Origin of the sequence: Pseudomonas frederiksbergensis, from assembly GCF_035751725.1 — a bacterium.
GTDB lineage: Bacteria > Pseudomonadota > Gammaproteobacteria > Pseudomonadales > Pseudomonadaceae > Aquipseudomonas > Aquipseudomonas frederiksbergensis_A.
Genome location: NZ_CP142104.1, coordinates 880077 through 898905, shown reverse-complemented (window position 1 = coordinate 898905; position 18829 = coordinate 880077). Strand labels below are relative to the sequence as shown.

Annotated in this window: 16 protein-coding genes, 3 tRNA genes and 1 pseudogene; 3 read left to right on the top strand and 17 right to left on the bottom strand. The window is 59.1% G+C overall.

The window, feature by feature from the left end; all coding sequences use genetic code 11:
• Positions 1-48 precede the first annotated feature (48 nt).
• The 4 genes and pseudogenes from VQ575_RS27145 to VQ575_RS03955 all read right to left on the bottom strand — a co-directional run.
• Positions 49-621: pseudogene (locus tag VQ575_RS27145) on the bottom strand (methyl-accepting chemotaxis protein); the annotation flags it as partial.
• A 1658-nt stretch (positions 622-2279) separates the two neighbouring features.
• Positions 2280-3116 (bottom strand): regulatory signaling modulator protein AmpE, encoded by an 837-nt coding sequence (ampE, locus tag VQ575_RS03965; RefSeq protein WP_039592303.1) that lies wholly within the window; start codon positions 3114-3116, stop codon positions 2280-2282.
• The gene (gene ampD, locus VQ575_RS03960) at positions 3113-3673 is read right to left on the bottom strand and encodes a 1,6-anhydro-N-acetylmuramyl-L-alanine amidase AmpD (RefSeq protein ID WP_039592304.1); all 561 of its coding nucleotides are present in this window, start codon (positions 3671-3673) and stop codon (positions 3113-3115) included. Before ampD ends, ampE begins: the two co-directional genes overlap by 4 nt.
• 64 nt (positions 3674-3737) lie before the next feature.
• The gene (locus tag VQ575_RS03955; RefSeq protein ID WP_045156919.1) at positions 3738-5948 is read right to left on the bottom strand and encodes a DUF1631 domain-containing protein; all 2211 of its coding nucleotides are present in this window, start codon (positions 5946-5948) and stop codon (positions 3738-3740) included.
• 233 nt (positions 5949-6181) lie between these two features.
• On the opposite strand from VQ575_RS03955, the gene nadC reads away from it, so the two are divergent.
• Entirely contained in the window at positions 6182-7030 is an 849-nt protein-coding gene (nadC, locus tag VQ575_RS03950; protein WP_039592306.1) for a carboxylating nicotinate-nucleotide diphosphorylase, read from the top strand.
• A 38-nt stretch (positions 7031-7068) separates the two neighbouring features.
• Here nadC and VQ575_RS03945 read toward each other — a convergent pair whose 3' ends face one another.
• The gene (locus VQ575_RS03945) at positions 7069-7374 is read right to left on the bottom strand and encodes a DUF6388 family protein (protein ID WP_039592307.1); all 306 of its coding nucleotides are present in this window, start codon (positions 7372-7374) and stop codon (positions 7069-7071) included.
• A gap of 355 nt (positions 7375-7729) precedes the next feature.
• Between VQ575_RS03945 and VQ575_RS03940 the strand changes: the two genes are divergently transcribed.
• Together VQ575_RS03940 and VQ575_RS03935 are read left to right on the top strand one after the other, a co-directional pair.
• Positions 7730-7981, top strand: a complete 252-nt coding sequence (locus VQ575_RS03940) for a type II toxin-antitoxin system HicA family toxin (protein ID WP_039592308.1) — start codon at positions 7730-7732, stop codon at positions 7979-7981.
• The gene (locus VQ575_RS03935) at positions 7978-8319 is read left to right on the top strand and encodes a type II toxin-antitoxin system HicB family antitoxin (RefSeq protein ID WP_039592309.1); all 342 of its coding nucleotides are present in this window, start codon (positions 7978-7980) and stop codon (positions 8317-8319) included. Before VQ575_RS03940 ends, VQ575_RS03935 begins: the two co-directional genes overlap by 4 nt.
• Before the next feature lie 17 nt (positions 8320-8336).
• Here the strand turns inward: VQ575_RS03935 and VQ575_RS03930 are convergent.
• The 12 genes from VQ575_RS03930 to tpiA form a co-directional block, all read right to left on the bottom strand.
• Positions 8337-8412, bottom strand: a tRNA-Thr gene (locus tag VQ575_RS03930).
• A gap of 125 nt (positions 8413-8537) precedes the next feature.
• A complete protein-coding gene (gene pnp, locus VQ575_RS03925; RefSeq protein WP_325919116.1) occupies positions 8538-10643 on the bottom strand; it encodes a polyribonucleotide nucleotidyltransferase in 2106 nt (701 codons plus the stop codon).
• Positions 10644-10820: 177 nt separating this feature from the next.
• Positions 10821-11090, bottom strand: coding sequence for a 30S ribosomal protein S15 (gene rpsO / locus VQ575_RS03920; RefSeq protein WP_039592311.1), 270 nt, complete (start codon positions 11088-11090; stop codon positions 10821-10823).
• 142 nt (positions 11091-11232) lie between these two features.
• Entirely contained in the window at positions 11233-12150 is a 918-nt protein-coding gene (truB, locus tag VQ575_RS03915; RefSeq protein WP_039592312.1) for a tRNA pseudouridine(55) synthase TruB, read from the bottom strand.
• A gap of 3 nt (positions 12151-12153) precedes the next feature.
• Positions 12154-12555, bottom strand: a complete 402-nt coding sequence (gene rbfA, locus VQ575_RS03910; protein ID WP_039592313.1) for a 30S ribosome-binding factor RbfA — start codon at positions 12553-12555, stop codon at positions 12154-12156.
• A gap of 159 nt (positions 12556-12714) precedes the next feature.
• The gene (gene infB / locus VQ575_RS03905; RefSeq protein ID WP_039592314.1) at positions 12715-15234 is read right to left on the bottom strand and encodes a translation initiation factor IF-2; all 2520 of its coding nucleotides are present in this window, start codon (positions 15232-15234) and stop codon (positions 12715-12717) included.
• A gap of 27 nt (positions 15235-15261) precedes the next feature.
• The gene (gene nusA, locus VQ575_RS03900) at positions 15262-16743 is read right to left on the bottom strand and encodes a transcription termination factor NusA (RefSeq protein ID WP_003177868.1); all 1482 of its coding nucleotides are present in this window, start codon (positions 16741-16743) and stop codon (positions 15262-15264) included.
• Between the two features lie 59 nt (positions 16744-16802).
• Positions 16803-17261: a ribosome maturation factor RimP gene (gene rimP / locus VQ575_RS03895; RefSeq protein ID WP_033864484.1), complete on the bottom strand. Its 459-nt coding sequence runs from the start codon at positions 17259-17261 to the stop codon at positions 16803-16805.
• Between the two features lie 136 nt (positions 17262-17397).
• A tRNA-Met gene (locus VQ575_RS03890) sits at positions 17398-17474 on the bottom strand.
• Positions 17475-17571: 97 nt separating this feature from the next.
• A tRNA-Leu gene (locus VQ575_RS03885) sits at positions 17572-17657 on the bottom strand.
• A 22-nt stretch (positions 17658-17679) separates the two neighbouring features.
• Entirely contained in the window at positions 17680-18063 is a 384-nt protein-coding gene (gene secG, locus VQ575_RS03880; RefSeq protein ID WP_030139789.1) for a preprotein translocase subunit SecG, read from the bottom strand.
• 4 nt (positions 18064-18067) lie between these two features.
• Positions 18068-18823, bottom strand: coding sequence for a triose-phosphate isomerase (gene tpiA / locus VQ575_RS03875; RefSeq protein WP_045156923.1), 756 nt, complete (start codon positions 18821-18823; stop codon positions 18068-18070).
• Positions 18824-18829 lie beyond the last annotated feature (6 nt).

The window sequence follows — 18829 nt, the reverse complement described above, 5'->3', positions numbered from 1 at the left end:
GTGTGGGAGCGGGCTTGCTCCCACACGCTTTTGTGATGAGCCTGGCGGTTAAACCCGGAACGCATTGATCAACTGTTTGAGCTGCGTCACCTGGGCGGACAGTTCTCGGCTGGCGTCTTCGGTCTGGTGGGCGCCTTCGGCGGTGCGTTCGCCGGCGCGGTTGATCTCGACGATGTTCTGGTCGATGTCATGGGCAACGGCGGTCTGCTGCTCCACCGCAGCGGCGATCTGCTGGTTCTGGTCGACGATCATGCCGACGGCACCAAGAATGTTTTCCAGGGCCTGCTGCACCTTCTCCGACTGTCCGACCGTGCCGCTGGCCATCTCATGGCTGGTGCCCATCGCCTTGACGGCGGCACCGACCCCGCCATGCAGACGACTGATCATGGCTTCGATCTCTTCGGTCGACTGCTGCGTCCGCTTGGCCAGGGTTCGCACCTCGTCGGCCACCACCGCAAACCCGCGCCCTTGCTCGCCGGCCCGGGCGGCTTCGATGGCGGCGTTGAGGGCCAACAGGTTGGTTTGTTCGGCAATGCTCTTGATCACCTCCAGCACGCGGCTGATCGCCTGACTGTCGGTCGCCAGTTGATTGATCACTTGCACTGACTGGTCGATTTCATTGGCGAGCCGCGCAATGCTGCCCTGCTGGGACTCCACCAATCCCCGCCCGCTCAGGGTTTCGTCGTTCACACTGTGGGCGCTGCTGACCGCCGCCGCCGCGCTGCGGGCGACTTCCTGGGCTGTGGCGGACATTTGGTTCATCGCCGTGGCAACCAATTCGATCTGGCTGCGTTGACCGGCGACGGCCTGATTGCTCTGGGCCGATACCGTTTCTACCTGCCCGGCCTGGCGCTCGACCTCGGCGACGGTGTGGCCGACCTGTTCGATCAAGTCATGGATCTTCGCCACGGTGCCATTGAACACCTCGCCCAACTCGCCCAACTCGTCCTTGCTGCGGGCGACGAAATTGACCGTCATGTCCCCCGCCGCGACTTTGTCCATCATCGCGCCCAGATGCTTGAGCGTGGTGCGCGTCGAGGCGTAGAAACCGGCGTACAGATAGAAGATCAGCAAGAACACCGCTGCCAGCGCCACGGCTTGCAACACCATGTGGCTACGGTTCTGCCCCAGGCGCTGCTGCAATTGCACACCGAGAAATTCCAGGGTCGCTTCGTTGAGCCGGTAGGTCTGCTCCATCAGGCCGCTGACCTGTTCGAAAAATGCTGGCCAGGGAGCATCAAGCGTGTCGGCCATCACCACTTGATCTTCGATCAATTGCGCAGCCTGCTTGAGCGTGCCCTTGCTGCCTGCGGCCGGATCGGCGAGCGCTTGTCCAGCCGCCGAGCTCGAACCCAGGGCGTCTTGCAGTTTCAGGTCGTATTCGCCCTGCAGCTTTTCGATCTGCACCAACAACTCTTCGAACCGGGTACTCGACGCTGAATTGAGAAAGCCCAGCCCCAGCGACGAAGCACCCAACGCACGGCCCTCGCCGAGGATTTGGGTGACCTTGGGCGTTACACCGACGATCAACTCGCTGAGCTGGCGGATGTCACCCTGGTTGTCACGACTCAGGCCCGCCTGACTGGCGATGATCTGGCCGAATATCTGTGCGTTGTTGAGCAGACTGCCAATCAAGGCACTTTTGCTTTGCAGGGAGCTTTCGGCCTGTTGGGCCTTGAAAGCGGCGATCATCTCGTCGCGCTTGGCATCGAAGGTGCTGACGTGCTCGGGCTCGATGGCCATGGCCGTCATGCCTTGCAACCGTGCGAGCACCTTTTGCTCGAGCGCGGTGATCTTCGCTTCCACGTCGCCGGCCTTGCCGGACTGACCCAGGCTGGCGTTGATCTGCACCAGGTTGTTCAGCGTCTCCAGGTCGCGCCGCAGCGCCAGGCCGCTGCCCAGCAAGTCCAGGCTTTGCAGCTCCACTTGCGTGCCCTGGAACTCCCGATAGGAATCACGCACCAGGAAAAAATTGGTCACCAGCATCGGCAGCAGGAACAGGACGCTGATCAGGCTGAACTTCATGCCGAAGCTCAGGCGATTCATCAGGGCGACGGCGGGCCAGAGCAAACTCTTCACAAGGAGGTCTCCCGGTAGTGTTCTTATTGTTATGCGCACGTGCACGGAGACAGCACAAAGCCACTATTCGTGACGCTGTCCCTGTATAGCCTAAATCGGCGGAGAGATTTGTAACTTAAGGTTAACGAGGGCACACCATCCGTGGCCAGCGAACTTGCTTGCGCTGGCCTGCGAAGCACGCCCAGGATAAGTGCGGGGCGTCAGGCCAACACCGTCCACAACGCAAACCCGGCGTACCAGAGCACTGCCGCGCGCAACAGCAATTCCCAGAGTCGATCCAGGGTGTTGATGCCTTCCGGCCCGACGACGGCGGTTGGGATCTCGCCAGCCACCAGCCCGACCTTGTCGATGAGGTCGGCGGCGCTGATGTTCCAGTTCAGCAATTCATGCAGCATGACCCGGCTGACCGCGACGAAGTTGCCCACCAGGGCGAAGCTCGCCGCCAGCAACCGCACTGGCACCCAGTCGAAGGCGTGGCGCAACTGCGCGGCCCGCTCGGCCACGCCGGGGTTCAGGCTGTGCTCGGCGGCCAGCGCCAGCAATCGATAGCTCAGCGCTGCGACCGGGCCCAGCAGGAAGTACCAGAAGATAACAGCGAAGAAGCTCTGGTACGCCTGCCACAGCAGATGCCCTTGGACCCGTCCCAGCAATTGCTCGCCATTGTCGGCATCGATGTTCAAGTCACGCTTGGCCACGTGGGTCGCCGCTTGCAGGTCTTCACGTCGCCATGCATCGCGAAACGGCCCGAGATCAGCCAACAGATCGCCACGCCCCAGGCTGTAGATCACCACAATCAGATGTATCGGCAATGCCAGCAAACCATAGGCTACCGGCTCCAGTACCCAGAGCAGCAACGCCAACAGCGACACTGGCAGCAGGACCGTCACCACAAGCACCAGCCAGGGGCGATTGACCCAGCGCGGACGCGCCTCGAGCTTGTTCAGCTCGCCCAGCCAGCCGCCATCACGCTGGATCCGCTGGCGCAAGGCCGAGAACTTCTCGATCCAGACCGCCAGCAGCAACACCAGAAAACTCATTGTTCTTCCCCTTCTGTCAGGGCCGCACGATAGCGCGCCCAGTCGAATGCCGGTCCCGGATCGGTCTTGCGTCCCGGCGCGATGTCGCTGTGCCCGCAAATGCGCTGCACCGTGATCGCCGCGAACGCCTTTTGCAACTGCCGGGTCAGGTCCACCAGGACAGCATATTGCGCATCGGTGAATGGCAGATCATCGGTGCCTTCGAGCTCGATGCCTATGGAAAAATCGTTACACGTCTCCCGCCCTTCGAAACACGAGACGCCCGCGTGCCACGCACGATCAAGACAAGAGACAAACTGGGTTACCGCGCCGTCACGTTCGATCAGGAAATGCGCAGAGACGCGCAGGTCTGCAATACCGGCAAAGTAGGGATGTTCCGTGACATCCAGGCGATTCTGGAAAAATTCCTGCACTTTGCCCGTGGCGAACTGTGCCGGCGGCAAGCTGATGTTGTGGATGACCAGCAGGGAGATTTCACCCTCGGGGCGCGCATTGAAATTGGGTGATGGGCAATGACGCACGCCATCGCACCAACCGCTCGCGGAGTCCAGCTGCATACAGGTTCCTTCGATGACGACGGTGAAGACCGTCAGTATGCCGCGATCGGCCTTGGCTGCGCGATCACTTGCCGCGATTGAGCTGGCGCAGGTTGCCGAGCACGGACTCCAGCGCCCGGTCGAACAGCAGGGTGTCGTCCAGCAATCGCGCCGCGCCTCGGCGGAACTCCAACGCCAGGCTGGTGCGGCTGTGCTCCAGGACCTTGAGACCGGTGCGGTTGACGAAGACAAACTTGCCGGTGGCCTGGATGATGGCCGCGAGCTTGCACCGAAGATTGTTGTCTTCGTCCTCCTGGAATTCGACCCAGCTTCCCAGGCGCAGCTGATCGACCTGGATCAGGCCAACGTCATCGGCAGGCAAGCGCACGGTCGGTTCGTCAGTCGGCGTTTTCGGCGTGGTTCGCAGGACGATGGGCTCCACCACCTCGACCAGCACCGGCGAATCCGCCGGCTGCGCCTGCTCGGTTGCCTGGCCCAGCCGTTGGAGCGCCTGGACATGGAGCACTTCCAGCTCGCTGAAGAATTCGCTGGTGGCAAACGGATCGAATGCCGAACGGCTCAAGCCTTCGCGCAAGGCCTTGAGCAGCTCCGGCACCATCGCCAGCAAGCGCAGACCCGCATCGGATTCTTCGTGGTGTTGGACACTCCAGACCAATTGTTCGAGGGTCAACACGTCGGCCTGCCATTCGGCTGATTGCTCGCCATGCTTGAAACCGGTCAGCAACAACACCTGGCTCCAGGCCTGCTGCACAAAATCCACCACCGCCTGGGGCAAGACCTTGCCCAGCATGACCTGGTTCAGCGCCCCTTCCACTCGCTGCCGGGCCAGTTCGGCCTTGGCGCGGCCTTCTTCAGCGTCGCGGATGCGTTGTTCCAGCAGTTCGCTGCGACGGCGTTCGTCGCTGGTGAACGCCAGGAAGTCGGCCAACACTTCGGAAAAGATCGCCGGATCGTCGACGAAGTCATTCAACAAGCGCTGCACGACTTGCTCGATGCGCAGGTATAGGCTGTCGCGCTGATGATCGTCGCAATCGCCCCAACCCATCGCTGCCGCGGCAATTTCGTTGAGCAACCGACGGGCCGGATGGTTGCCGCGGCTGAAAAAACTCTTGTCCTGTACCGCGACCTTGAGCATGGGAATCTGCAGTCGACCGATCAAGGCCTTGAGCGAGTCCGGCAAGTTATGGTCGTCGAGAATGAATTCGAACATCATCGCGATCAGGTTGATCACGTCTTCATCAGCACCATCGACGACCCGGGACCTGCCGCTCTTGACACTGACACGGGTCAGCAGCTGTTCGAGTTGACTGCGCAGGTCGAAGTCATCCTGAACGGTGGGCGACGGTACGTACTGCTGTAGGTGAGACAACAGTCGCAGCAGGTCCCGTGTCGAGATCGGCTGGGCTGGCACGCTGGGTTCCAGGGTCGGCGCAACGCTGCCGCGCACCTGGACCAGCAACTTCTGCAACGCGGCGAAAACCTCCTGGACGCTGTCGTCGACCTCATCGGCCCTAGGCCTGGCGGCGCCATCGACGTTGGGTCGGGTCACTTCCTCGACACGATCCGACGCCCGTCGCGACGGTGAGACCTTGAGGTCCGGCAACACGCCCGTCGCGGCCAGCAACTGATTGGCCTCCGCATAGAACTGATCGCATTCACTGAGTACGTAACGTTCGAAAAGCTTGAGCAGGATCAGCTTGACCTTGATCCCCACGCCCAGGTTGCGCCCGGCCTGGAGAAAATGCTCGCACAACAGTGCCGGACTCAAGGGGTTCTGCTGGTTGGTCAAGGGCCGGTCCAGCAATACGCCGAGCCGCGCCGTCAGTTGATCGAGCGATACACCGTCGCGGCTAAGCACCCGGGCGACCATGGTCTCCACCGCCAGGCGGCGTTCAAGCTCGTCATGGTTCGGCTGGCTCGGCAGGGAGCCCAGCACGGGTGCCAGGGTTGCCTGGGTCAGGTCATATTGGGCAAGACTGACAAAGGCCTCGAAAAACTGCTCGAGGAACTCACGCTCGATACTCTTTCGCTTCAACCGCAAGTCGCGCATCGCTTCGAAGTACAGATTCTGCTCGATGTCGTTGCGCGCCCGGTCGGCCATTTCGAACAAGGTGTCATCGGCGTTATCGAACAGGCCCTGCAAACCAACGCGCAATTGCTGCGCGGCCTTGTCGCGGACCTGAAGCAGAATCACAGGCAGGCGGGCGAGCGGCGAACGATTCGCCTGGTCGGTAGGCACTTTATGCAAAGGCACTACATTCCCGTCGTTGTGCATCCTGGCCTCCTGAAACGGCATTCTTCGGTTCGCGACGTCAAACTCATGACGTCAATCGAAAGGCGGATTATCGGGTAAAAAGAACTCGTCGCACCAGAGGACTCTGTGAACCGGCTCAAAGAGATCGCAATAAAAGACCTGCTATTCGGGTAAATGTTGCGGGCAGGCGACCAAATGCAAGCCAACAAGTCCCAAGCGGATATAATCCGGCCACTTTGTTTGTGGAGCCCGTTATGCCGAATCTACGTCTCGCCGACCTGACCGCCGAAATCGAAGCCAACGTGCGCCGCGCGCTTTTGGAAGACATCGGCAGCGGCGACATCACTGCGCAACTGATCCCCGCCGAACGCCTGGCCAAGGCCACCATCATTACCCGTGAAGCCGCAATCATCAGCGGCACGGCCTGGGTCGATACAGTGTTCCGGCAGCTGGACCCGCGTGTCGCGGTGCATTGGCAAGTACACGACGGCGACCGCGTGAACCCTGACCAGGCGTTGTTCCACCTCGAAGGCCCGGCCCGCTCACTGCTGACAGGCGAACGCAGCGCGCTGAATTTCCTGCAGTTACTGTCAGGCGTCGCCACCCGGGCTCGCTACCTGGCCGACTTCGTCGCCGATACCCAGGTCAAGCTGCTGGACACTCGCAAAACCCTGCCGGGGCTACGCCTGGCGCAAAAATATGCCGTGACCTGCGGCGGCTGCCATAACCACCGCATCGGCCTGTATGACGCGTTCCTGATCAAGGAAAACCACATTGCCGCTTGCGGCGGGATTGCCCAGGCCATCAGCGCCGCCCACCAGATCGCACCGGGCAAACCGGTGGAAGTCGAAGTGGAAAGCCTGGCGGAACTGAAAGAAGCACTGGCGGCCGGTGCCGACATCATCATGCTCGACGAACTGAGCCTGGACGATATGCGCGAAGCGGTACGCCTGAACGGCGGCAAGGCGAGGCTGGAAGCCAGCGGGGGCATCAACGAAAACACGTTGCGGCCGATTGCCGAGACCGGAGTCGACTACATCTCTATCGGTGCGATGACCAAGGATGTCAAGGCGGTTGATCTGTCGATGCGCTTGAGCCTCTGACAAGAAAAAACGCCAGCCTTGAAAGGCTGGCGTTTTCTTCAGACCACCAGATTGTTCATCTCGCAGTATTCATCCCATTCCACACCCAACACCTCGGCAGCCTCCTTGTGCAAGGCAAGGCGCTGCGTCTCGAACTCTTCAGGCGTGCTGGTGTATTTGAGCGTCAGCTCCCAAGGCTGCAGCCCCTGGGCTTCGGCCTCGTCCTCGAACGCCCACTGGAGCTGGTCTTTTTGATCATCGGGGCTCAGGTCCTTGATCTCTTCCAGTAACTGAGGCGTGTCCGAGGCATATTGGCGCAGGGCTTCTGCGTGCCTGGCTTCTTGGGTCAATTCTTTAGCGTTCATGGCGTTCTCGCTGATCTGGGAATGGAAGATGGATCTGGATCATCAAGGATCTCTCTGACGCAGGAAGCCGTTGGAAGCCCGGTTTACCTGGCCTTCAGAACCATTCGGGGGATCATCTGAAAACAACGGTGTTTGTTTTTTGGGACAAGGAATCCTAACAGAGACGAAAGCCAGTGCAACAACTGGAATCGAGTGCAGGTGCGAGGTATGTGCGCGGTTACAGTTTCTCGTTTCCATACCCGGAATTCACCCCGTATAAATTTCCACCTTCCTTACCCGGGTTTCGACGAACAGAAGCCTATCCATTGACCGTTCAAGAGCATGCAACTATATTCAGTTGCAAGAAAAAGCATTCATGTCAAAGAATGAAAAACTTCTCGCAAAGCTACTCAACGGGCAAAGCGCATTCACTTGGTCGGAGCTTGTCACGCTGTTATGTCGGCTTGGCTATTCCCAATTAGAAGGGTCAGGCAGTAGGGTCAAATTCGACAATGGAGACCCGAATGCAATGAACAACCTGCACAAGCCGCATCCCGGAAATGATCTCAAAGCGTATATAAGACGCCAGATTATTGAGCAATTGAAAACAGGAGGCCTGATTCCATGAACCCCCAGCTGCAATACAAAGGCTATGTCGGCTCAATTGAAGCGAGCACCGAAGACAAATGCCTGTTTGGAAAGCTCTTATTCATCAGGGCGCTGGTGAGTTATGAAGGGCAAACCGTGGCTGAGCTGGAAGCAGCTTTTCGCGAGGCGGTGGATGACTATCTACAAACCTGCGAGCAGCTTGGGCAGAAGCCAGAGATTCCGTGCAAGGGATCATTCAATGTTCGTATCGGGCACGATCTGCATCTGGCAGCCGCTTTGGCGGCAACCCGGCAAAATGTGTCGCTGAATGACCTGACACGCCAGGCACTGAACGAATATCTACAGCATCACGCATAAAGGCGAATGTAGAACCCTGGTGCCCGAGACAGGAATCGAACCTGCGACCTTCGCGTTACGAGTGCGCTGCTCTACCGACTGAGCTACACGGGCGGTGGCTAAAACTAGCACCGTCCCCTGTAGCCAGGCAACCTGCCAGGCAGGGATTTTCGCCACACAGCAAAACGCCCCGAACCAGTCGGGGCGTTTGCTTGTTCAGCGGCTAAGCGAGGGGCCGATTAAACGCCCGATGCCTTGGCTGCTGCGACGTCCTTGATGGACAGCTTGATACGGCCGCGGTTGTCCACGTCCAGTACCAGCACTTCCACTTCCTGGCCTTCTTTGAGGATGTCGGTCACTTTCTCGACGCGAGCATCGCTCAGCATGGAGATGTGAACCAGACCGTCCTTGCCCGGCAGGATGTTGACGAACGCGCCGAAGTCGACGATGCGCTCAACCTTGCCGACGTAGATCTTGCCGATCTCGGCTTCTGCGGTAATACCCAGGACGCGCTGGCGTGCTGCTTCTGCCGCTTCCTTGGTTTCGCCGAAGATCTTGATCGAACCGTCGTCTTCGATGTCGATCGAAGCCTTGGTTTCTTCGCAGATCGCACGGATGGTCGCGCCGCCTTTACCGATGACGTCACGGATCTTGTCGGTGTCGATTTTCATCGCGATCATGGTCGGAGCATTTTCCGACAGCTCGGTGCGGGACTGACCGATGACCTGGTTCATCTGGCCGAGGATATTCAGGCGCGCTTCCAGGGCTTGGCCCAGGGCGATTTCCATGATCTCTTCGGTGATGCCCTTGATCTTGATGTCCATCTGCAGCGCGGTGACGCCTTTGGCGGTACCGGCCACTTTGAAGTCCATGTCGCCCAGGTGGTCTTCGTCACCCAGGATGTCGGTCAGGACGGCGAATTTCTCGCCTTCTTTAACCAGGCCCATGGCGATACCGGCAACCGGTGCCTTCATCGGCACACCAGCGTCCATCAAGGCCAGGGAAGCGCCGCAGACCGAAGCCATCGAGCTCGAACCGTTGGATTCGGTGATTTCCGATACCACGCGGATGGTGTACGGGAACACGTCAGCGGCCGGCAGCATGGCCTGGACCGAACGACGAGCCAGACGGCCGTGACCGATTTCGCGGCGACCAGCACCACCCATGCGACCACACTCGCCTACCGAGAACGGAGGGAAGTTGTAGTGCAGCATGAACGGGTCTTTCTTTTCGCCTTCCAGGGTGTCGAGCAGTTGCGCGTCACGGGCGGTGCCCAGTGTTGCAACGACCAGGGCCTGGGTCTCGCCACGGGTGAACAATGCCGAACCGTGGGTCTTTGGCAGGACGCCGACTTCGATGTTCAGCGGACGTACGGTACGGGTGTCGCGACCGTCGATACGTGGCTTGCCGTTGACGATGTTTTCGCGGACGGTGCGGTATTCGATTTCACCGAAAGCCGCCTTCACGTCGCTGGACGATGGCTGGCCTTCTTCGCCGGAGAACTTGGCAACGACCTGGTCTTTCAGCTCGCCCAGGCGCGCGTAGCGGTCGGCCTTGATGGTGATGGTGTAGGCCTGGGAAATCGCTTCGCCGAACTCGGCACGGATCGCGCCCAGCAGTTCGGTGGCTTCTGGCTGTGGAGCCCAGGTCCAGGTTGGCTTGGCGGCTTCGGCGGCCAGTTCCTTGACGGCGTTGATCACTGCCTGGAACTCGTCGTGGGCGAACAGGACGGCGCCCAGCATCTGGTCTTCGGTCAGCTCTTTGGCTTCGGATTCAACCATCAGCACGGCTTCGGAAGTACCGGCTACGACCATGTCCAGGCTGGAAGCCTTCAGTTGCTCGTAGGTCGGGTTCAGCAGGTAGCCGGTGCTTTCGTGGAACGCAACGCGGGCAGCGCCGATCGGGCCATCGAAAGGAATGCCGGAGATGGCCAGGGCAGCCGAGGTACCGATCATCGCAGCGATGTCCGGATCGGTCTTCTTGCTGGTGGACACGACGGTGCAGACAACCTGCACTTCGTTCATGAAACCTTCTGGGAAAAGCGGACGGATCGGACGGTCGATCAGTCGGGAAGTCAGGGTTTCTTTCTCGGAAGGACGGCCTTCGCGCTTGAAGAAACCGCCAGGAATCTTACCGGCAGCGTAAGTCTTTTCCTGGTAGTGGACAGACAGAGGGAAGAAACCCTTGCCTGGATCGGCTTGCTTGGCACCGACAACGGTCACCAATACGCTGACGTCATCGTCAACGGTGACCAGCACTGCGCCGGAGGCCTGACGGGCGATACGGCCAGTCTCGAGGGTAACGGTCGACTGACCGAACTGGAATTTTTTGATTACCGGGTTCACGGTGTCCTACCTTCTTTGTGGCTCTTGGGGAACTTGTCTTCTTTAACGAAATTCTTGGGCAGTGCGGGGAATCGGCCCAACGACTGTCCAGATAAAACTTGAGGCTGGGAGCCTGCCGGTCGCCAACGCAGAACGCCGGCAACTGGCAGACAACCAACCTCATAGCGCAATCGCTGATTAGCGACGCAGACCCAGGCGACCGATCAAGGTGCTGTAACGATTAACGTCCTTGCCCTTGAGGTAATCCAGCAGCTTGCGACGCTGGTTTACCATGCGGATCAGACCACGACGGGAGTGGTGATCTTTACCGTTGGCCTTGAAGTGACCTTGCAGTTTGTTGATGTTGGCGGTCAGCAGTGCAACTTGCACTTCTGGCGAACCAGTATCACCAACAGCTTGCTGGTAGTCGGTCACGATCTGAGCTTTTTCTTCAACGCTGAGTGCCATGTGGCTTTCCTCTTGTGAGGTACCGTTTCCGGGGAAACCGTACCAACAGGCCAGGGACAAATCCCTGTATCTATAAATGAGTAGTGACCGTGCCTGTTAACAGCCACACTCGCCAACCTGTTGTTACGCAGGCTGGTTCCGGTCATTCCGACCGAATCAGTCGACGCGGCGCAATGCGCCCGTCTTCGCTCACTTCACCAATACCGATGAAACGACCGTTGTGATCCTGTACCCGGACCATGCCGAACTTCGGCGCATCCGGGGCACGTACGGGCTGGCCGTTGAGCCAGTAGAACGCACTGTGTTCAGAGAACTGCAGCAGCGGCCAGTCGAGCAAGCCACTGTCCGATGGCATCAGGAAACGGTCGACCGCTTCGTTCCCGCCTTCGGCATGCACCGCTTCGAGTTCTTCCAGCGTGACCGTCTGGGCCAAGGTGAAAGGTCCGGCCTGGGTCCGTCGCAATTCTGCCACGTACGCACCGCAACCGAGCTGCTCACCTATATCCTCCACCAGGGTCCGGATATAGGTGCCCTTGCTGCAATCCACAGCCAGCCGCGCAGTATTACCGTTAAAAGCCAGTAATTCCAAGCGCGCAATAGTAACAGAACGCGGTTCGCGCTCCACTACCTCGCCTGCACGGGCCAGTTTGTACAACGGCTGTCCATCGCGCTTCAAAGCGGAGTACATCGGCGGTATCTGACTGATTTGCCCGCGAAATTTCGGCAGCACCGCTTCGATATCCGCCTGACCAACGGTCACCGGGCGTTCCAGCAAAACCTCACCTTCGGCGTCCGCCGTGGTGGTGGTCTTGCCCAACTGCGCCAGGGTTTCATAGCCCTTGTCGGAATCGAGCAGGTACTGGGAGAACTTGGTCGCCTCGCCAAAGCACAGCGGCAGGACGCCAGTGGCCAGCGGATCGAGGCTGCCGGTGTGGCCGGCCTTCTCGGCATTGAGCAGCCAGCGAACTTTCTGCAAGGCTGCGTTGGAGGTGAACCCCAGCGGCTTGTCGAGCAGGATGATACCGCTGACGTTACGACGGATACGTTTGACCTGAGCCACCGATTACTCCTTGGTGTCTTCGGGTTCAGGCGCCGCCGGGTGTTGGCTGTCTTCAGCCACGGCGCGCTCGATCAACGCCGACAGGTGCGCGCCACGCACGACGCTTTCGTCGTAATGGAAGTGCAACTGTGGAACGCTGCGCAGCTTCATCTCCCGGGCCAACTGCATACGCAGGAAACCGGCAGCCGAGTTGAGCACCTTGATGCTCTGGGCGATTTCTTCGGCGCTGTCCTGCCCCATCACGGTGATGAAAATCTTTGCATGACCGACGTCACGGCTAACTTCCACGGCGGTAATGGTGACCAGGCCAACGCGCGGGTCTTTGACTTCGCGACGGATCAGTTGGGCCAGCTCGCGCTGCATCTGATCGCCGATTCGTTGGGTACGGCTGTATTCTTTTGCCATGTCTTGTTACCTGTTACTGCCCCACGGTGAAACCCGCGAGGTCTGAAAGCGGCAAACGCCCGGCCTGGCAAAAGCCAGACCGGGCGTTGCGTTTAGAGTCCGCCAGCGAGGCAATGCATGTTCATGCAAATGCCCGGTGCGGCTCTTGAAGTGCGCGAGTCAGAGGCTGCGAGCAACCTGGACCTTCTCGAAGACTTCGATCTTGTCACCGACCTTGACGTCGTTGTAGCTCTTGACGCCAATACCGCATTCCATGCCGGCACGTACTTCGGAAGCGTCATCCTTGAAGCGACGCAGGGATTCCAGCTCGCCTTCGAAAATAACGATGTCTTCACGCAGTACACGGATCGGACGGTTACGGTGAACGACACCTTCGATCACCATGCAACCGGCGATGGCACCAAATTTCGGCGAACGGAACACGTCGCGAACTTCGGCCACGCCCAGGATGTTCTCCCGCACGTCGCTGCCCAACATACCGGTCAACGCTTTCTTGACGTCTTCAATGATGTCGTAGATCACGTTGTAGTAACGCATGTCCAGGCCTTCCTGCTCGACGATCTTGCGAGCGCCAGCATCGGCACGCACGTTGAAGCCGAACAGTACAGCGTTGGAAGCCAGTGCCAGGTTGGCATCGGATTCGGTGATACCACCGACGCCGCCACCGACCACACGCACTTGCACTTCGTCGTTACCCAGGCCATTCAAGGCGCCGTTCAACGCTTCCAACGAACCACGGACGTCGGATTTGAGGACGATGTTAAGCGTCTTCTTCTCTTCCTGGCCCATGTTTTCGAAGATGTTTTCCAGCTTGCCGGCGTGAGCACGGGCCAGCTTGACTTCGCGGAACTTGCCTTGACGGAACAGAGCAACTTCACGGGCTTTCTTCTCGTCAGCCACAACGCTCATCTCATCGCCAGCGTCCGGAGTACCGTCCAGGCCGAGAATCTCGACCGGAATAGCCGGACCGGCTTCCTTGATTGGCTTGCCGTTCTCGTCGAGCATGGCGCGCACGCGGCCATAGTTCGAGCCAACCAGCACCATGTCGCCTTGACGCAGGGTACCGTCTTGAACCAGCACGGTTGCCACCGGGCCGCGGCCCTTGTCGAGGCGCGATTCAACAACCACACCACGGCCAGGCGCCGAAGGCGTAGCGGTCAATTCCAGAACCTCGGCCTGCAACAGGACGGCTTCGAGCAGTTCGTCGACGCCAGTACCCATCTTCGCCGAAACCGGAACAAATGGCGTGTCGCCACCCCATTCTTCGGAGGTCACGCCGTGAACCGACAGTTCGCTGCGGATGCGATCGAGATCAGCGCCCGGCTTGTCGATCTTGTTCACTGCAACCACCAGCGGCACGCCAGCAGCCTGGGCATGCTGAACGGCTTCGATGGTTTGCGGCATGACACCGTCGTCCGCTGCAACCACCAGGATCACGATGTCGGTCGCCTTGGCACCACGGGCACGCATCGCGGTAAACGCGGCGTGACCAGGGGTGTCGAGGAACGTCACCATGCCGCGGTCGGTTTCAACGTGGTAGGCGCCGATGTGCTGGGTAATACCGCCAGCTTCGCCAGCGGCAACCTTCGCACGACGGATATAGTCGAGCAGCGAGGTCTTACCGTGGTCAACGTGACCCATGACGGTCACGACCGGCGCACGGGCAACCGCTTCACCTTCGAACTTCAGCGACTCGGCCAGGGAATCTTCCAGGGCGGTGTCGCTGACGAGGGTCACTTTGTGGCCCAGCTCTTCGGCGACCAGCTGGGCAGTTTCCTGGTCCAGCACCTGGTTGATGGTGGCCGGGGTGCCCAGCTTGAACATGAACTTGATGATTTCAGCAGCCTTGACCGACATCTGCTGGGCCAGGTCGCCCACAGTGATGGTCTCGCCGATCTTCACTTCGCGCACGACAGGGCCGGTTGGGCTCTGGAAACCGTGGGCGTTGCGTTTCTTCAGCTTGGCCTTGCCGCGACCGCCGCGACGGAAGCCATCGCTTTCTTCGTCAGTAGTACGAGGCGCAACGCGTGGTGCCGGCGCCTTTTCCTTGACCGAAGCGCGATGAGGAGCGTTCTTGCGCTCGCCATCGCCACTACCACGACGGTTGTCGTCGGCACGTGGCTTGTCCGGACGACGCTGTTCGTCGCGCTTGCGGGTATCGGCCGGAGCCGGCGCCGGCGCTACGACTGGAGCGGCTTCGCGCACAGGTTCGGCAACCGAGGCAACAGCCTCGACAGCTTCGGTCGGAGCGGGTTGCGCAGCAGCAGGCTGGCGACGCGCTTCTTCTTCAGCACGACGCTTGGCTTCTTCTTCAGCCTTCTGGCGAGCAGCATTTTCTACTGCGCGACGTTCTTCCAGTTCGCGTTTACGCTCGGCTTCGATTTCTTCCGGGCTGCGCTGTACGAAGACTTTCTTCTTGCGTACTTCAACGCTGATGCTTTTGCTACCGGCAACACGCAGGGTGCTGGTGGTTTTACGCTGCAGAGTGATCTTGCGCGGTTCTTCCACTTTCGCCTTGTGACTGCTCTTCAGGTGAGTCAGCAGGGACTGCTTCTCACTGTCGGTCACATGTTCCTCGGCGGCGGTGTGCGGCAGACCTGCCTCACGCATCTGCTGCAACAGGCGCTCTACCGGTGTTTTGACCTCATCGGCCAGTTGTTTCACCGTGACTTGCGTCATGCACTTCTCTCCTCAGGCCGCGCCTAATTACTCGAACCAGTGGGCTCGGGCGGCCATGATCAACTTGCCGGCACGATCATCGTCAATGCCGTCGATGTCGAGCAGATCGTCAATAGACTGCTCGGCCAGGTCTTCGCGGGTAATTACGCCGCGCACCGCCAGTTCCATCGCCAAATCCTTGTCCATGCCCTCAAGCGAGAGCAGGTCTTCGGCCGGATGGGCGTCTGCCAGCTTTTCCTCAGTAGCGATGGCTTTGGTCAACAAACGATCCTTGGCCCGAGCGCGAAGCTCGTTGACGATTTCCTCGTCAAAGCCGTCGATGTTGAGCATTTCCTCCACCGGTACGTAGGCAATCTCTTCCAGGCTGGTAAAGCCTTCATCCACCAGCACCTGCGCCAGCTCTTCATCGACTTCAAGCTCTTCGATGAAGTTGCGCAGGATATCGCCGGTTTCAGCTTGCTGCTTAGCCTGGATGTCCGATTCGGTCATCACGTTCAGGGTCCAGCCAGTCAATTGGCTGGCCAGACGCACGTTCTGACCACCGCGACCGATGGCCTGAGCCAGATTGTCTGCGCCAACGGCGATGTCCATGGCATGGGCATCTTCGTCGACGATAATTGCCGCCACTTCAGCAGGCGACATGGCATTGATCACGAACTGAGCCGGGTTGTCGTCCCACAGGACGATGTCCACGCGCTCACCGCCCAACTCGCCGGATACGGCCTGGACACGCGAACCACGCATGCCGATGCAGGCACCTTGCGGGTCGATACGCTTGTCCTTGGAGCGGACCGCGATCTTGGCACGCGAACCCGGATCACGGGACGCGGCCATGACTTCGATCAGGCCTTCAGCAATCTCCGGCACTTCGATGCGGAACAACTCGATCAGCATCTCCGGCGCAGTACGCGACAGGATCAGCTGCGGGCCGCGGTTCTCGGTGCGGATTTCCTTGAGCAGCGCACGCAAACGCACGCCAACCCGGAAAGTTTCGCGAGAAATGATGTCTTCGCGAGCCAGCAACGCTTCGGCGTTGTTGCCCAGGTCGACGATCACGTTGTCGCGGGTCACTTTTTTCACGGTGCCGGAGATGATTTCCCCCAGGCGCTCGCGATAAGCGTCGACGACTTGCGCGCGCTCGGCTTCGCGAACTTTCTGCACAATAACCTGCTTGGCAGTCTGTGCAGCGATGCGACCGAATTCAATGGACTCGATTTTTTCTTCGACGACATCGCCGACCTTGGCGCCCGGGTGCGTTTCCGCAACCTTGCTCGGCCAGGTTTCGATAGCCGGGTCGTCCAGGTCCGCTTCCTCGACTACCGTCCAGCGACGGAACGTCTCGTAGGCACCCGTGTGGCGATTGATTTCCACACGCAAATCAACTTCGTCTTCGAACCGCTTCTTGGTAGCAGTGGCCAGGGCCAGCTCCAGCGCTTCAAAAATAACGTTAGCCGGTACGCCCTTTTCATTGGATACCGACTCAACAACCAGCAGTACTTCTTTGCTCATCGTACGCCTCGCCTTTCGCAAGCCATTGGATCCGCGGGATCCGCAGTATCTGGCACGTATCAGTCAAAACTGGGAATAATGTTGGCCTTGTCGATCATATCGATCGGCAACAGGAATTCGTGTTCGTCTACTTGAACCACGACATCCTGCTCTTCTACACCGCGTAGAAGGCCTTGGAAGTTGCGTCGACCTTCGAAAGGCGAGCGCAGCCTGATTTTCACTTGTTCACCGGCAAACGAAGCAAACTGCTCAAGAGTGAACAGAGGGCGTTCCATGCCAGGCGAGGAAACTTCAAGGGTGTATTCGGAGGCGATTGGATCTTCAACATCCAGTACACCACTGATCTGACGGCTGACAATGGCGCAATCGTCCACCAGCACACCGCCTTCCTTATCAATATAAACGCGCAACATTGAGTGGCGACCTTGAGCCGAAAACTCAATACCCCAGCATTCATAGCCTAGGGCCACGACCACCGGGGCCAACAAGGCCTGCAACTCTTCTAGCTTGCTCGACACCTGAACCCCCTCGTGCATGTAGTGCATGCTGTGCAAAATAAAAAATGGGCGAAACGCCCATCCTTGAAACGCCGTTGAACAGCGGCGTTGTAAAGTGTCCAGCTAACAAAAAGCCCCTTGGAAGGGGCCCTGAAACTGGTTGCGGGAGCCGGATTTGAACCGACGACCTTCGGGTTATGAGCCCGACGAGCTACCAGGCTGCTCCATCCCGCGACAAAGCTGGGGCGGAAGTATACGACCGATCCCTAATAGGGTCAATGTAACGCTTCCACCTACAAGAAAGCCCGCAAAAGCGGGCTCTCCTGATAATTGGTACCGAGAAGGGGACTCGAACCCCTACACCCTATGGGCACAACCACCTCAAGGTTGCGTGTCTACCAATTCCACCACCTCGGCAAATACAGCGCTTGAAACCTTCTTACTTCTGCTCTTGAGCTGGAGGTACGTCAGTCGCCGAGTTGGCCGACTTTTGCTCTTGAAGCACCGGGACATCATCAGAAGCCGGCTGTTGCTTTGGCGCTTCCAACACCGCTGGATTTGGCAAACCTACCTGAGTCAGCTCTTGAGCCTTCTCTTTAGCAAAGTAACCTAACCCTAAGCTGGTTATGAAGAAACCGGCGGCGAGTATAGCAGTAAACTTACTAAGAAAGGTAGAGGAACCTTGGCTTCCGAATACAGTATTTGAAGCACCTGCACCGAAAGACGCACCAGCATCCGCACCTTTACCCTGCTGCAGCAATACGAGAGCGACTACACCCAGTGCGCCCAGCAGATGAAAAACGACTACGACTGTTTCCAGCATTTTTTCAGTTTCCCGCGGCGCGACAGATCGCACCGAACTCATCTGCATTCAGGGACGCTCCACCAATGAGCCCCCCATCGATATCCGGCATGCCGAACAGTTCGGCCGCATTGGCCGCCTTCACGCTGCCGCCGTATAGAAGCCGCACACCTCGTGCCACTTCAGAATTCTCTGCCGCCAACTGCGCACGGATGGCGGCGTGCACATCCTGCGCCTGCTGCGGCGAAGCCGTGAGCCCTGTACCAATGGCCCAGACCGGCTCGTAAGCAATGACGGCCTTTGCAAAAGCACCGACACCCAAGTCTTCTATGATGCTGCCCAGCTGACGCCCGACAACCTCAAGCGTCTTGCCGGCTTCACGCTGCTCGAGAGTTTCCCCTACACACAACACCGGAATCAGACCGCAAGCCTGAGCCGCAGCAAATTTGCGGATCAGCATCTTGTCCTGCTCGCCCATAATCTGGCGACGCTCGGAATGTCCGATCAGAACCAGGGAACACCCTGCATCCACCAACTGACTCGGCGCAATCTCACCGGTCAGCGCACCTTGCATGGATTCCACCGCAGAGTTCTGCGCGCCGACCGAAATCGACTTACCCTTCAAGGCATCAACCACTTGGTTGATATACAAGCAGGGCGGGAATACCGCGACATCAACACCGCTTGGCAAGGCCAGATGACGAAGGCCGTTGGTCAGCTCAGCGACGCTGGCGCGGGTACCGTGCATTTTCCAGTTACCAGCTACCATAGGGCGACGCATGCTGTA

Coding starts and splice junctions, on each gene's coding strand:
- ampE (WP_039592303.1), bottom strand. CDS start 3,116: ATGAGTTTTCTGGTGTTGCTGCTGGCGGTCTGGATCGAGAAGTTCTCG.
- ampD (WP_039592304.1), bottom strand. CDS start 3,673: ATGCAGCTGGACTCCGCGAGCGGTTGGTGCGATGGCGTGCGTCATTGC.
- VQ575_RS03955 (WP_045156919.1), bottom strand. CDS start 5,948: ATGCACAACGACGGGAATGTAGTGCCTTTGCATAAAGTGCCTACCGAC.
- nadC (WP_039592306.1), top strand. CDS start 6,182: ATGCCGAATCTACGTCTCGCCGACCTGACCGCCGAAATCGAAGCCAAC.
- VQ575_RS03945 (WP_039592307.1), bottom strand. CDS start 7,374: ATGAACGCTAAAGAATTGACCCAAGAAGCCAGGCACGCAGAAGCCCTG.
- VQ575_RS03940 (WP_039592308.1), top strand. CDS start 7,730: ATGTCAAAGAATGAAAAACTTCTCGCAAAGCTACTCAACGGGCAAAGC.
- VQ575_RS03935 (WP_039592309.1), top strand. CDS start 7,978: ATGAACCCCCAGCTGCAATACAAAGGCTATGTCGGCTCAATTGAAGCG.
- rpsO (WP_039592311.1), bottom strand. CDS start 11,090: ATGGCACTCAGCGTTGAAGAAAAAGCTCAGATCGTGACCGACTACCAG.
- rbfA (WP_039592313.1), bottom strand. CDS start 12,555: ATGGCAAAAGAATACAGCCGTACCCAACGAATCGGCGATCAGATGCAG.
- infB (WP_039592314.1), bottom strand. CDS start 15,234: ATGACGCAAGTCACGGTGAAACAACTGGCCGATGAGGTCAAAACACCG.
- nusA (WP_003177868.1), bottom strand. CDS start 16,743: ATGAGCAAAGAAGTACTGCTGGTTGTTGAGTCGGTATCCAATGAAAAG.
- secG (WP_030139789.1), bottom strand. CDS start 18,063: ATGCTGGAAACAGTCGTAGTCGTTTTTCATCTGCTGGGCGCACTGGGT.
- tpiA (WP_045156923.1), bottom strand. CDS start 18,823: ATGCGTCGCCCTATGGTAGCTGGTAACTGGAAAATGCACGGTACCCGC.